Source organism: Pseudomonas fluorescens (assembly GCF_001708445.1).
Lineage (GTDB): Bacteria > Pseudomonadota > Gammaproteobacteria > Pseudomonadales > Pseudomonadaceae > Aquipseudomonas > Aquipseudomonas gorinensis.
Genome location: NZ_CP015637.1, coordinates 1,286,114 through 1,299,188, shown reverse-complemented (window position 1 = coordinate 1,299,188; position 13,075 = coordinate 1,286,114). Strand labels below are relative to the sequence as shown.

The 13,075-nt window shown below is 60.8% G+C and carries 11 protein-coding genes and 1 pseudogene; 9 read left to right on the top strand and 3 right to left on the bottom strand.

The features are described 5' to 3' along the window. Positions 1-9: 9 nt before the first annotated feature. Both A7317_RS05720 and A7317_RS05715 read right to left on the bottom strand, forming a co-directional pair. Positions 10-354, bottom strand: coding sequence for a phage holin family protein (locus A7317_RS05720; RefSeq protein ID WP_024073732.1), 345 nt, complete (start codon positions 352-354; stop codon positions 10-12). 593 nt (positions 355-947) lie between these two features. Then, positions 948-1,682 (bottom strand): LexA family transcriptional regulator, encoded by a 735-nt coding sequence (locus A7317_RS05715; RefSeq protein ID WP_024073730.1) that lies wholly within the window; start codon positions 1,680-1,682, stop codon positions 948-950. 198 nt (positions 1,683-1,880) lie between these two features. Here A7317_RS05715 and mutS point away from each other — a divergent pair, with 198 nt between their 5' ends. Beyond that, entirely contained in the window at positions 1,881-4,472 is a 2,592-nt protein-coding gene (gene mutS, locus A7317_RS05710) for a DNA mismatch repair protein MutS (RefSeq protein ID WP_024073729.1), read from the top strand. Between the two features lie 142 nt (positions 4,473-4,614). Beyond that, a complete protein-coding gene (gene fdxA / locus A7317_RS05705) occupies positions 4,615-4,938 on the top strand; it encodes a ferredoxin FdxA (protein WP_024073728.1) in 324 nt (107 codons plus the stop codon). Between the two features lie 460 nt (positions 4,939-5,398). On the opposite strand, the gene apbC is transcribed toward fdxA, so the two are convergent. Then, positions 5,399-6,493 (bottom strand): iron-sulfur cluster carrier protein ApbC, encoded by a 1,095-nt coding sequence (gene apbC / locus A7317_RS05700; RefSeq protein ID WP_069075358.1) that lies wholly within the window; start codon positions 6,491-6,493, stop codon positions 5,399-5,401. Positions 6,494-6,665: 172 nt separating this feature from the next. Between apbC and metG the strand changes: the two genes are divergently transcribed. From metG to nth, 7 genes and pseudogenes are all read left to right on the top strand, one after another. Next, positions 6,666-8,717 (top strand): methionine--tRNA ligase, encoded by a 2,052-nt coding sequence (metG, locus tag A7317_RS05695; protein WP_069075357.1) that lies wholly within the window; start codon positions 6,666-6,668, stop codon positions 8,715-8,717. 103 nt (positions 8,718-8,820) lie between these two features. Then, the gene (locus A7317_RS05690) at positions 8,821-9,393 is read left to right on the top strand and encodes an Rnf-Nqr domain containing protein (RefSeq protein WP_069077371.1); all 573 of its coding nucleotides are present in this window, start codon (positions 8,821-8,823) and stop codon (positions 9,391-9,393) included. 17 nt (positions 9,394-9,410) lie between these two features. Then, positions 9,411-9,782, top strand: a pseudogene (rsxB, locus tag A7317_RS31450) (electron transport complex subunit RsxB); the annotation flags it as partial. A gap of 556 nt (positions 9,783-10,338) precedes the next feature. Next, a complete protein-coding gene (locus A7317_RS05680) occupies positions 10,339-11,298 on the top strand; it encodes an RnfABCDGE type electron transport complex subunit D (protein ID WP_081329155.1) in 960 nt (319 codons plus the stop codon). Next, positions 11,295-11,879 carry an RnfABCDGE type electron transport complex subunit G gene (locus A7317_RS05675; protein ID WP_069075354.1) on the top strand — a complete coding sequence of 195 codons (585 nt, stop codon included), beginning with the start codon at positions 11,295-11,297 and terminating at the stop codon, positions 11,877-11,879. Before A7317_RS05680 ends, A7317_RS05675 begins: the two co-directional genes overlap by 4 nt. Then, the gene (locus A7317_RS05670; protein ID WP_024073721.1) at positions 11,872-12,366 is read left to right on the top strand and encodes an Rnf-Nqr domain containing protein; all 495 of its coding nucleotides are present in this window, start codon (positions 11,872-11,874) and stop codon (positions 12,364-12,366) included. Before A7317_RS05675 ends, A7317_RS05670 begins: the two co-directional genes overlap by 8 nt. A 25-nt stretch (positions 12,367-12,391) precedes the next feature. Then, the gene (nth, locus tag A7317_RS05665) at positions 12,392-13,030 is read left to right on the top strand and encodes an endonuclease III (protein WP_024073720.1); all 639 of its coding nucleotides are present in this window, start codon (positions 12,392-12,394) and stop codon (positions 13,028-13,030) included. The last annotated feature ends 45 nt before the right edge of the window (positions 13,031-13,075 follow it).

The window sequence follows — 13,075 nt, the reverse complement described above, 5'->3', positions numbered from 1 at the left end:
TTGCAACGGTTACGGCTGATCCGGGCGGGAAGGCGGGGTCTCGTTGACCCCGATGCGCTTGGCCGCCCAGCGTTCATAGAGGCCGATGGCAACGTCGGCCCCCGCCATGGCGGTCAGGCAACCAATGGCGCCGGCAGTCCAGATCGACATCCCCGCGGCGTAGCACAGCATCAATGCCGACACCCCGCAGACCATGCATGCTCCCGACCGCAGGGCCAGGCGCCGCACCAGCGACCAGCCCCGCGCGCCCTCCTTGTCGGCGCGCCACATTTCGCCGGAGACCCCGCCGACCAGGGCCAGTACGATCACCAGCCAGATAGGCATTTCCGCTAACGCTTGCTGCTCGTTTGTCATGTCACGCCTCCTGGCTGAACAATGCCGGCAGAGTGCCGGCGCTTGGGTAATTCCATGTGTAGGTAGGCATTCCAAAAAGCCCGGTTACCCGGGCTTTTCAGTAATGCGGTCCTCGGTCTTTCGGCGCTACTGGCGCGGTACGGACCTTTCCTCGATGTTTTTCCGACCACGATCCCTGTCTGCCGGATAACTGCTTCTGGTGCTTTACGCTGCACACCCGGGTCAGTTGCCAACCCTCTGAACCGTTGAGGCCGATTCATCGCTGCCTGTTCGTTGAAGCGGTGTCACTAAAGAGCGTCGGCATCCTTGCCGGTGTTACCTGGCATCCTTGCCATCGCTCTGATGGCGTCCTTGCCGATGTTGCGTGCCTTCCTTGTCTTCCTTGGCAGCATCCTTGCCGCCTCCACCAGGCCTTGTTGGCTGGCTTGGAACAAAGAATATGCATGTATGCATATACAGTCAATGCACAAATGCATTTATTTTTAGCAAGGAAATGCATAAATGCATTTTCAGCCTTATGGGCAAAGGGTTGACGATTTTGTGCAGGCGAAAAAAAGCCCGCTCGATAGCGGGCTTTGTCTTACACAAGGTGGTTAACGGGCGTACATGCCCCACCAGAACACATGACCCAGGATGCTGATTTGCTCATCCTGGATGTCCTGGAAGCTGTAGTCCTCGTCCGGGTGCTCATCGCGGTTGAAACTGCGCAGGCGAATCCCGGAAGGCAGGCGGTAGAGCTGTTTCACCCGCAGTTGGCCGTTGTGATTGATGGCGTACAAGTCGCCATCAACGATGTCTCCAATGGCGCTCTTGCCCGCATTCACCCCCACCGTCGCGCCATCGCGCAACACCGGCAACATACTGTTGCCGCGTACCGTCACGCATTTGGCCTGGTCGAACTGCACACCGTTATGCCGCAGGCTGCGCTTTCCAAAACGCAGGCTGGCCTTCTCACTTTCTTCGATGACGAATCTTCCTGATCCAGCAGCCAATTCAACCTCGCGCAGAAAGGGGATCGACACCTCGTCGTCATTCACAGGGGTGTCGTCATCCCACAGGCTTATGTCCTTGAGTTCCGAATGCATCGGGTCGCGTCCATCATCACGCAAAGCGCCCACCGCTGCGCGCCCTCGCAGTTGGTCGGTGCTGACGCGAAAATACTCGGCGATGCGGGAAATATGCTTGTCCGACGGATCAACGATCTTGCCGCTGAGGATCCGGGACAGTGTGGATTGAGGCACGCCGGTACGCCGGTGAAGCTCCGTGGGGGAGATCCGGTCGCGGTCCAGCAGCTCTCTTAAGACGATAGAAACGTTGCGTTTTTGCATAACGCGGATAGTGACGGGAGTTTTTTGGGTTTGCAAATGCTAATTTGCATATTTTATGCACATGCCATGCCGCCGCGCCTACCCGCTTGCGACCTGCGAACCCCCGACCTCGCGTGTTAACCTTGCGCCCATCGCAAAAAATGCTGGGCCGAGCGCCCCCTTTGCCCCACCACTTTCAACGAATTTGCCTACTATCCAATGAGTAAAAACACGTCCGATCTGTCCTCCCACACCCCGATGATGCAGCAGTACTGGCGCCTGAAAAACCAGCACCCTGATCAGTTGATGTTCTATCGCATGGGCGACTTCTACGAGATCTTCTATGAAGACGCGAAGAAGGCGGCCAAATTGCTGGACATCACCCTGACCGCGCGCGGGCAGTCGGCAGGGCAGTCGATTCCGATGTGTGGGATTCCTTACCACTCGCTGGAAGGCTACCTCGTCAAACTGGTGAAGCTGGGCGAGTCGGTGGTGATCTGCGAGCAGATCGGTGACCCGGCCACCAGCAAGGGGCCGGTTGAACGTCAGGTGGTGCGCATTATTACGCCGGGGACGGTGAGTGATGAGGCGCTGCTGGATGAGCGACGTGACAACCTGATCGCCGCCGTCCTGGGCGATGAGCGTTTGTTCGGCCTTTCCGTACTGGATATCACCAGCGGCAACTTCAGCGTGCAGGAGATCAAGGGTTGGGAGAACCTGCTGGCGGAGCTGGAGCGCATCAACCCGGTGGAGTTGTTGATCCCGGATGACTGGCCAAAAGACTTGCCGGCAGAAAAGCGTCGTGGGACCAAGCGTCGCGCGCCGTGGGATTTCGAGCGTGATTCGGCGTTGAAAAGCCTGTGCCAGCAATTCTCGGTGCAAGACCTCAAGGGCTTCGGCTGTGAAACCCTGACCCTGGCCATCGGCGCCGCCGGTTGCCTGCTCAGCTACGCCAAGGAAACCCAGCGCACCGCCCTGCCGCACTTGCGCAGCCTGCGTCATGAGCGACTGGACGACACCGTGGTGCTCGATGGCGCGAGCCGTCGCAACCTGGAGCTGGACACCAACCTGGCCGGTGGCCGCGACAACACGTTGCAATCGGTAGTGGACCGCTGCCAGACCGCCATGGGCAGCCGCCTGCTGACCCGCTGGCTGAACCGCCCGCTACGCGACCTGACCGTCTTGCAAGCGCGCCAGACGTCGATTACTTGCCTGCTGGACGGCTATCGCTTTGAAAAGCTGCAACCGCAGCTCAAGGAAATCGGCGATATCGAGCGCATCCTGGCGCGGATCGGCCTGCGTAATGCGCGGCCCCGTGACCTGGCACGCCTGCGCGACGCGCTCAGCGCGCTGCCGCAGTTGCAAGTGGCAATGACCGAGCTGGACACGCCCCACCTGCAACAACTCGCCGTCACAGCCGGCACCTACCCGGCACTCGCGGCGCTGCTGGAAAAGGCCATTATCGACAATCCTCCGGCAATTATCCGCGATGGCGGCGTACTCAAGACCGGTTACGACAGCGAACTGGATGAATTGCAGTCCCTGAGCGAAAACGCCGGGCAGTTCCTGATCGACCTGGAAGCCCGCGAAAAAGCGCGCACCGGCCTGGCCAACCTCAAGGTCGGCTACAACCGCGTGCATGGCTACTTTATCGAGTTGCCGAGCAAGCAGGCCGAGTCGGCGCCCATCGATTACCAGCGTCGCCAGACCCTCAAAGGCGCTGAGCGCTTTATCACGCCAGAGCTGAAAGAATTCGAAGACAAGGCGCTGTCGGCCAAGAGTCGCGCCCTGGCTCGGGAAAAGATGCTCTATGAAAACCTGCTTGAAGACCTGATCAGCCAACTGGCGCCGCTTCAGGACACCGCCGCTGCCCTGGCAGAGCTGGATGTACTGAGCAACCTTGCCGAACGCGCTCTGAACCTCGACTTGAACTGCCCGCGGTTTGTCAGCGAGCCCTGCATGCGCATCGTGCAAGGTCGCCACCCGGTGGTGGAGCAGGTGCTCACCACGCCGTTCGTCGCCAACGACCTGTCGCTGGATGACGATACGCGCATGCTGGTCATCACCGGTCCGAACATGGGCGGTAAATCCACCTACATGCGCCAAACCGCCCTGATCGTGCTGCTCGCGCATATTGGCAGTTTCGTACCGGCGGCCAGTTGCGAACTGTCCCTGGTGGACCGCATCTTCACGCGGATCGGCTCCAGCGATGACCTGGCCGGTGGCCGTTCGACCTTTATGGTGGAAATGAGCGAAACCGCGAATATCCTGCACAACGCCACCGACCGCAGCCTGGTGCTGATGGACGAAGTCGGTCGCGGCACCAGTACCTTCGACGGCCTGTCCCTGGCTTGGGCGGCGGCCGAACGCCTGGCGCACCTGCGCGCCTATACGCTGTTCGCCACCCACTATTTCGAACTGACCGTGCTGCCGGAAAGCGAGCCGTTGGTGGCCAATGTGCATCTCAATGCCACCGAGCACAACGAGCGCATCGTGTTCCTGCACCATGTGCTGCCAGGGCCGGCCAGCCAGAGTTACGGCCTGGCCGTGGCGCAACTGGCGGGCGTGCCCAACGACGTAATCGCCCGCGCCCGCGAGCACCTCAGCCGCCTGGAGGCCACGGCCCTGCCCCACGAAACCGTGGTCGCGAGCCCGAAAAAAACCAACAGCAAAACCAGCGCGCCACACCAGAGTGATATGTTCGCCACCCTGCCCCATCCGGTACTGGAGGAGTTGGCAAAGCTTGACCTGGACGACTTGACGCCGCGAAAAGCGCTGGAAATGCTCTATACACTGAAGACACGGGTCTAACGCAGACGCTTGCAAGCTGATATTATCTCGCGCGGTTTGGGATGCTGCGGGCTTTTAGCCTGGTCCGCAGACTATCGCTCTCGAACCTCGCGAGCCCCACCATAAGGGGTTTCGCTGCCGCCGCCTGAGGAGAAAATTAGAAATGACCTTCGTCGTCACCGACAACTGCATCAAGTGCAAGTACACCGACTGCGTAGAAGTGTGTCCGGTGGACTGCTTCTACGAAGGCCCGAATTTCCTGGTCATCCACCCGGACGAGTGCATTGACTGCGCCCTGTGTGAGCCTGAATGCCCGGCCGTCGCTATTTTCTCCGAGGACGAAGTCCCGGAAGACATGCAGGAATTTATCCAGTTGAACGTCGAGCTGGCTGAAATCTGGCCGAACATCACCGAGAAGAAAGAACCTCTGCCGGACGCGGAAGAGTGGGATGGCAAAAAAGGCAAGATCAAAGAACTCGAGCGCTGACAGCGTCGCAGTCCAAAAAAAAGGCCCTTCCGGGCCTTTTTTGCGTTCAGGGGCAGACGCTCACTTTTCTCCAGGCAAAAAAAAGGGGCGGTATGACCCGCCCACATTTTTTCCCTAGTCCCTTTATTCCTTTTCATCATCCTGATGAATCGCATCCTGCGACGTTCCTTCAAGCCATCGTTCCTTGATGGCCGTGCCAATCCGTGGACACAGGGCTGATCTTAGAGAGTTCCCGGCGAAGTTCAACGCGATCCAACCGCTGGACTGACAGCTATCATTGCTCGAGACACAATAAATAGTTGTTATATTTCAATCAGATAGAAAAACACTCCGGTATTTAGAGGCGCTACGGGCGGGCAAAAAAACCAAACACTTACGTAAAAGTAAGCGAATGCTTACACGCGCCATTGCGTAAAAGCGCAATTCGCCGCTTTGGCAGTCCCGACTCGATCCTGCCCCCTCAATCTTCACTGACAGTGATAGTCGGCATGGCCTGCGTCGCAGCCTCTTGCAGCACGATTCGTGCGCCGACATGGCGGGCCAGCTCCTGATAGATCATCGCGATCTGGCCATCGGGCTCGGCCGCCACGGTAGGCTTGCCGCCGTCGGCCTGCTCGCGAATACCCATCGACAACGGCAATGAGGCCAGCAGTTCGACGCCATACTGGGTCGCCAGCTTCTCGCCTCCCCCTTCACCGAACAAGTGCTCGGCATGGCCGCAGTTGGAGCAGATGTGCACCGCCATGTTCTCCACCACGCCCAGCACCGGGATATTGACCTTGCGGAACATCTCGACGCCTTTCTTCGCGTCGAGCAGCGCCAGGTCCTGGGGCGTGGTCACGATCACCGAGCCAGCCACCGGGACTTTTTGCGCCAGGGTCAGTTGGATATCGCCCGTGCCCGGCGGCATATCGATCACCAGGTAGTCCAGGTCGCCCCAGGCAGTCTGCGTGACCAGTTGCAGCAGTGCGCCGGACACCATCGGCCCGCGCCATACCATCGGCGTGTTGTCATCGGTGAGGAAGGCCATGGACATCACTTCCACACCCATGGACTCAATCGGCACGAACCATTTCTGGTCCTTGACCTTCGGCCGCGTGCCCTCGGCAATGCCGAACATCACGCCTTGGCTCGGGCCGTAGATATCGGCGTCAAGAATGCCCACCCGCGCACCTTCACGCGCCAGGGCCAGGGCCAGGTTGGCCGCCGTGGTGGACTTACCCACACCGCCCTTGCCGGACGCCACTGCGACCACGTTCTTGACGTTGGCCAGGCCTGGGATCTGCGCCTGGGCCTTGTGCGGCGCGATCACGCACCGAATGTCGACCTTGGCCGACCCCACGCCGTCCAGGCCTTCGATAGCCATTTGCAGCATCTGCGCCCAGCCGCTCTTGAACAGGCCGGCGGCATAACCCAGTTCCATCTGGACCGACACCTGATCGCCCTGGACCTCGATGGCGCGTACACAGCCGGCACTTACCGGGTCCTGGTTCAAATAGGGGTCGGTGTATTGGCGAAGAACGGCTTCCACCGCTGCGCGATTGACGGCGCTCATGGGCTACTCCCGAAAAAAGACTGACTGAAACAGGCGGCTATCCTAACCGTTCCAGCGGCTTAACGGCATGCTTTCGAAGACAGGGAAGATGCTGAAACAACGCCACGGGGTGAAATAAATTTCCCGGCGCTTTATAGTGGCCGACCTCCGTTTCATCAAGTAGCCGAGCCCCATGTCCGAGCCACGCAAGATCCTCGTCACCAGCGCCCTGCCCTATGCCAATGGTTCCATCCATCTTGGCCATATGCTTGAGTACATCCAGACCGATATGTGGGTGCGCTTCCAGAAGCATCGCGGCAATCAATGCATCTATGTCTGCGCGGACGACGCCCACGGCTCGGCCATCATGTTGCGCGCCGAAAAGGAAGGGATCACCCCGGAACAACTGATCGCCAATGTGCAGGCTGAACACAGCGCCGACTTTGCCGACTTCCTGGTGGACTTCGACAACTTCCACTCGACCCACTCCGACGAAAACCGCGAGCTGTCGAGCCAGATCTATAAGCGCTTGCGCGACGCCGGGCACATTGCCACGCGTTCGATCACGCAGTATTTCGACCCGGAAAAGAAAATGTTCCTGGCCGACCGCTTCATCAAGGGCACCTGCCCAAAATGCGGCACCGAAGACCAGTACGGCGACAACTGCGAAAAATGCGGTGCCACCTACGCACCGACTGACCTGAAGAACCCGCGTTCGGCTATCTCCGGCGCCATCCCGGTGCTCAAGGATTCCCAGCACTTCTTCTTCAAGCTCCCGGATTTCCAGCAGATGCTGCAAACCTGGACCCGCAGCGGCACCCTGCAGGACGCCGTGGCGAACAAGATCGCCGAATGGCTGGACGCCGGCCTGCAACAGTGGGACATCTCCCGCGATGCGCCGTACTTCGGCTTCGAAATCCCCGACGAGCCAGGCAAGTACTTCTACGTGTGGCTGGACGCGCCGATCGGCTACATGGCCAGCTTCAAGAACCTCTGCGCCCGCACGCCGGAGCTGGACTTCGACGCTTTCTGGGGCAAGGACTCCACCGCCGAGCTGTACCACTTCATCGGCAAGGACATCGTCAACTTCCACGCCCTGTTCTGGCCAGCCATGCTCGAAGGTTCGGGCTACCGCAAGCCAACCGGCATCGCCGTACACGGTTACCTGACGGTCAATGGCCAGAAGATGTCCAAGTCCCGTGGCACCTTTATCAAGGCGCGCACCTACCTGGACCACCTGTCGCCGGAATACCTGCGCTACTACTACGCCTCCAAGCTGGGCCGTGGCGTCGACGACCTCGACCTGAACCTGGAAGACTTCGTACAGAAGGTCAACTCCGACCTGGTGGGCAAAGTCGTCAACATCGCCAGCCGTTGCGCCGGGTTCATCCACAAGGGCAACGCCGGTGTGATGGTGGCGGAAAATGCCGCGCCGGAACTGACCGAGGCCTTCCTGGCCGCCGCGCCAAGCATTGCCGATGCCTATGAGGCCCGCGACTTTGCCCGCGCGATGCGCGAGATCATGGGCCTGGCCGACCGTGCCAACGCCTGGATCGCCGACAAGGCACCGTGGTCGCTGAACAAGCAGGAAGGCAAGCAGGCTGAAGTCCAGGCGATCTGCGCCACCGGCGTCAACCTGTTCCGCCAGTTGGTGATCTTCCTCAAGCCCGTGCTGCCATTGCTGGCCGCCGACGCCGAGGCGTTCCTCAACGTCGCGCCGCTGACCTGGAATGACCACGCCACCCTGCTCGGCAACCACCCGCTGAACGAGTTCAAGCCACTGATGACCCGCATCGACCCGGTAAAAGTCCAGGCCATGACCGACGCTTCGAAAGAAGACCTGGTCGCCAGCCAGACCGATACCGGCGAATCGACGCCAGCGGGCAACGGTGAACTGGCCAAGGACCCCCTCTCCCCGGAGATCGAGTTCGACGCCTTTGCCGCCGTGGACCTGCGCGTTGCGCTGATCGTCAAGGCCGAAGCCGTTGAAGGTGCCGACAAGCTGCTGCGCCTGACCTTGGATATCGGTGACGAGCAACGCAACGTGTTCTCCGGGATCAAGAGCGCCTATCCGGACCCCTCCAAGCTCAATGGTCGCCTGACCATGATGATCGCCAACCTCAAGCCGCGGAAAATGAAGTTCGGTATTTCCGAAGGCATGGTGATGGCGGCTGGCCCTGGCGGCGAAGAAATCTACCTGCTGAGCCCTGACAGCGGCGCCAAGCCGGGTCAACGCATCAAGTAAGCCCGGCGAAACAGCCCTGTCGTTACGGCGACGGGGCTTTTCAGCTAGTACCCCCTTCTCGCTTGCCGGATAATCAGGCCCTGTTTGCTTAACCGGCATGACCATGACCGATATGTTCCTCACCCTTGTCAGCGCCGCCCTGATCAGCAACTTCGTGTTGCAGATGCCGCTGGCGGTCGACCCGGTGCTGGCCCTGGCCTCACGCCAACGGCTGCATGCGCTCGGGATCGCCACCACCCTATTGATGGTGCTCAGCGGCGTGCTGGGTTATCTGCTGGACCACTATCTGTTGCAGCCGTTCGCATTGACGACACTGCGGCTATTTGTGTTTTTGCCGCTGACCGCGCTGTTGATCCACCCGGTGCTCAGCCTGCTGACGCGCGTGCGCCCCGCCCTGGTAACCAACGGTCTGTGGCCACTGCTGCTGGGTAACGTCGGCGTACTGGCCGTGGTCGTGATGGGGACACAAAATGATAAAGGCGTGGTGCACATGGCCGCATTGAGCCTGGGCGCCGGGCTCGGTTTCTGGCTGGTGCTGAGCCTGTTCAGCGACTTGCGCCAACGCATCGCCGACAACGACATCCCCCTGCCTTTTCGCGGCCTGCCGGTCGAACTGATCAGCGTCGGGCTGATGGCAGTGGCCTTCTTCGGCTTCAACGCAATGTTCAAAGCATGAACCTGATTCAACGTATCGACGCGCTGCTGCCGCAGACTCAATGCGGCAAGTGCGGCCACCCAGGCTGCAAGCCTTACGCCGAAGGTATTGCCCAGGGTGAGGCGATTAACAAGTGCCCGCCGGGTGGGCAGGAAACCATCGCCGGGCTGGCACAGTTGCTGAAAGTGCCGGTGCTGGAACTGGACGCCACGCGGGGCGAGGCACCCGCGCAGGTTGCGTATATCCGCGAAGCCGAGTGCATCGGTTGCACCAAGTGCATCCAGGCATGCCCGGTGGACGCCATCGTCGGCGCCGCCAAGCTGATGCACACGGTGATCATCGACGAATGCACGGGTTGTGACCTGTGCGTCGCGCCCTGCCCGGTCGATTGCATCGAAATGCACCCGTTGCTCACGGCGCTACCCATCGTCGGAGGCCTCGCCACCAACGAAGACCAACGCCGTCAGCGCGGCCTCAAGCGTGATCGTGCACGACGGCGCTTTGAGCAACGCAATGCACGTCTGCGACGGGAAGAAGCGCTCAAGATCGCCGAACGCCTGGCCCGGACCAGACACACCGCTGCGCCGGAGCCAGTGCAGGTCGATAAAGCCCAGGCGGCGAGGGAGGCAGCGGTCAAGCAAGCGAAAATCAGCGTGGCCATGAGTCGCGCCCAACTGCACAAATCCTTGAAGGCGTTCGGGCATCCACCGACGTTTGAGCAGCAGTCGCAATTGATCGTCCTGCAACAGCAGTTCGAGGCCGCAGAGCAGGCACTTGCCGCGCTGGAGTTGAACAGCGCCCCCAAGGCTGCAGCCCCCAGTAATACCGCCGAACTCAAGCGCGCCAAGATCCAACTGGCCATGCGCCGCGCAGAGCTGAAGAGAGCCCAGGATCAGAAGGCCGACCCGCAGCAATTGGCCGAGGCGCAAGGCAAGCTGGATGAGGCACAGCGCCTGGTGGACGCCCATGACAACGCCTGATCCGCAGCAGGCCTTGCAGCGCGTGTTGCTCGCAACGCTGCCGGGCGTCGTGGCGCTGTGCTGGTGGTACGGATGGGGGGTGTTGATCAATTTGATCTTGGCTGGGGGATGCGCGCTACTGGTGGACGCGGGTGTCGACCGCCTGCGAGGACGGCGCGTTCGTGACCTGAGCAGCCTGGTCAGCGCCACACTGTTGGCCCTGGCCCTGCCACCCTATTGTCCATGGTGGCTGTGTGTAGCCGCTGTCACCGGAGGGTTGCTGCTGGGCAAGCACTTGTATGGTGGCAATCGAAACCCATTCAATCCGGCCATGGTCGGGTACGCCCTGATGCTGGTGGCCTTTCCCCAACCCATGAGCCACTGGCCGGCGCCCCATGGCCTGGACCTGCTGGCCGGCGTCAATCAGGTTCTGGGCCTGCACGGCGCGGCGCCGGATGCCTGGGCCCAGGCCACCGCCTTGGATGCCCTGCGAATCAACAAGAGCCTGACCATCGACGAGCTGTTCGCGCGCAGCCCGGCATTTGGGCATTTCGGCGGCAGGGCCAGCGAGTGGGTCGGCCTGGCCTATCTCATGGGTGGCCTCTGGCTGTTATGGCAGCGCGTGTTCAGCTGGCATGCACCCGTTGGCATGCTGGGCAGCCTATTTGTGATCAGCCTGCTGTGCTGGAACGGGTCGGGTTCGGATTCCCATGGCTCGCCGCTGTTTCATCTGCTGACCGGCGCCACCCTTCTCGGCGCCTTTTTCATCATCACCGAGCCGGTGTCGGGCCCCAGGAGCCCGCGGGCACGCCTGCTCTTTGGCGCGGGCGTAGGCGCGCTGACCTATCTGATTCGCACGTGGGGCGGTTACCCGGACGGGGTAGCCTTCGCAGTATTGCTGATGAACCTGGCCGTGCCCGCGCTGGAGCGCCTGGTGGCACCGAAACAGCCGCAGGTGAATGCATGAGAGTCACCCGAGGCCTGCTGTTGGCGCTGCTGATTAGCATGGGCGGCATCGCCTTGACCTTGGGGCTGCAGCACCTGACCGCCGGCCATGTGGCGCTCCAAGCCCAGGCGCAACAGCGTCAGGCCCTACTCGACCTGCTACCCGCGGACCGCTACGACAACCAGCCCTTGGACCAGGCGCTGGCGATCGCTCCCCAACCCCTGTCAAACAGCCAGCTTCAAGGTGGCTACTTGGCAACCCTGGCCGGCCAGGCAAGCGCCGTGATCCTGCGGTTACAAGCCAACGGCTACGGCGGGCCGATTGAACTGCTGGTGGCCATCGACCGCGACGGTAAGCTGCTGGCAATCAAACCGCTGGCGCACTCGGAAACCCCAAGCCTTGGTGGCCATATCAGTGAGCCCGGCAACCCTTGGCTGGCCGCCTTCAAAGGCCGCACCCGCAGCGACCTGAAAGACCCGACATTCGATCAGATGGCAGGCGCGACCCTGACTTCCCGCGCGGTGTCCAATGCCGCCCACGATGCGCTGCGTTTTTTCGACGAACATCGATCTGCATTGCTGGAGCACGCGGCCCATGACTAAAGCCTTTGGCCTGGCCAATACGCTGATGCTGACACCGTTGATCGGAGTGAGTGACACGCTGCCCAAGGCCCTGAGTTTCCTGGGGCTGTCCGTGCTAGTCGTGACGCTGTATGGCCTGGTCATGGCAGGTGTGCGATCCCGCCTCAGCGCCCCCTTACGGTTGATTGCCAGCCTGATGCTGGCCGCGACCCTGGTCAGTGTCGTGCAGTTACTGTTGCAGGCATTTGCACTCACGACCTATCAGCAACTGGGCCTCTATCTCGCCATGATCAGCGTGCAATGCGTAGTACTGGAACACGGCGGCTTCTTCGCGGCCGGCCAGCACAAGGCACGCCTGCGGCTGTTTGGCCTTTTCGCCGCCCTGCTGATACTGCTGGGGTTGCTACGCGCCGGTACCGCCACCACATTCATGCCTGCCGGGTTTATCCTGCTCGGGTTACTGCTCGCAGGGTGCCAAGCCTGGGCCCACTACTCGAAATCACGCTGACCGCCAGCAAGGAGCCGCTCGCCCCATGAACGCCGCAAAACGATTGGAAATTTTTCGCAGGCTTCACGAAGACAATCCGGAACCCAAGACCGAACTGGCCTACTCATCGCCATTCGAGTTGCTGATTGCCGTGATTCTCTCGGCCCAATCGACCGATGTGGGCGTCAACAAGGCCACGGCCAAGCTATTTCCTGTGGCGAACACACCCGCGGCGATTTATGCCCTGGGCGTTGAGGGTTTGTCCGAGTACATCAAGACCATCGGCCTGTATAACAGCAAGGCCAAGAATGTCATCGAGACCTGCCGCCTGCTGGTGGAGCGGCATGGCGGTGAAGTACCGCAAACACGCGAAGCCTTGGAAGCGCTGCCCGGCGTGGGCCGCAAGACGGCCAATGTGGTGCTCAATACGGCGTTTCGCCAGCTGACAATGGCCGTGGACACACATATTTTTCGTGTCAGCAACCGCACCGGCATTGCACGCGGGAAGAACGTGGTGGAAGTGGAAAAGCAGCTGATGAAGTTTGTTCCCAAGCCCTATCTGCTCGATTCGCATCATTGGCTGATCCTGCACGGGCGTTATGTCTGCCAGGCGCGCAAGCCACGCTGCGGCAGCTGTCGCATCGAGGACCTGTGCGAGTACAAGGAAAAAACCTCCGACGATTGAGGAATCATTGATTTTTACGATCAGTCGATTGAAAAAATCTTTTTT

Bases quoted from the DNA above. Each gene is read 5' to 3' on its own strand.
- A7317_RS05720 (WP_024073732.1), bottom strand. From the start codon at position 354: ATGACAAACGAGCAGCAAGCGTTAGCGGAAATGCCTATCTGGCTGGTG.
- A7317_RS05715 (WP_024073730.1), bottom strand. From the start codon at position 1,682: ATGCAAAAACGCAACGTTTCTATCGTCTTAAGAGAGCTGCTGGACCGC.
- mutS (WP_024073729.1), top strand. From the start codon at position 1,881: ATGAGTAAAAACACGTCCGATCTGTCCTCCCACACCCCGATGATGCAG.
- fdxA (WP_024073728.1), top strand. From the start codon at position 4,615: ATGACCTTCGTCGTCACCGACAACTGCATCAAGTGCAAGTACACCGAC.
- apbC (WP_069075358.1), bottom strand. From the start codon at position 6,493: ATGAGCGCCGTCAATCGCGCAGCGGTGGAAGCCGTTCTTCGCCAATAC.
- metG (WP_069075357.1), top strand. From the start codon at position 6,666: ATGTCCGAGCCACGCAAGATCCTCGTCACCAGCGCCCTGCCCTATGCC.
- A7317_RS05690 (WP_069077371.1), top strand. From the start codon at position 8,821: ATGACCGATATGTTCCTCACCCTTGTCAGCGCCGCCCTGATCAGCAAC.
- A7317_RS05680 (WP_081329155.1), top strand. From the start codon at position 10,339: ATGACAACGCCTGATCCGCAGCAGGCCTTGCAGCGCGTGTTGCTCGCA.
- A7317_RS05675 (WP_069075354.1), top strand. From the start codon at position 11,295: ATGAGAGTCACCCGAGGCCTGCTGTTGGCGCTGCTGATTAGCATGGGC.
- A7317_RS05670 (WP_024073721.1), top strand. From the start codon at position 11,872: ATGACTAAAGCCTTTGGCCTGGCCAATACGCTGATGCTGACACCGTTG.
- nth (WP_024073720.1), top strand. From the start codon at position 12,392: ATGAACGCCGCAAAACGATTGGAAATTTTTCGCAGGCTTCACGAAGAC.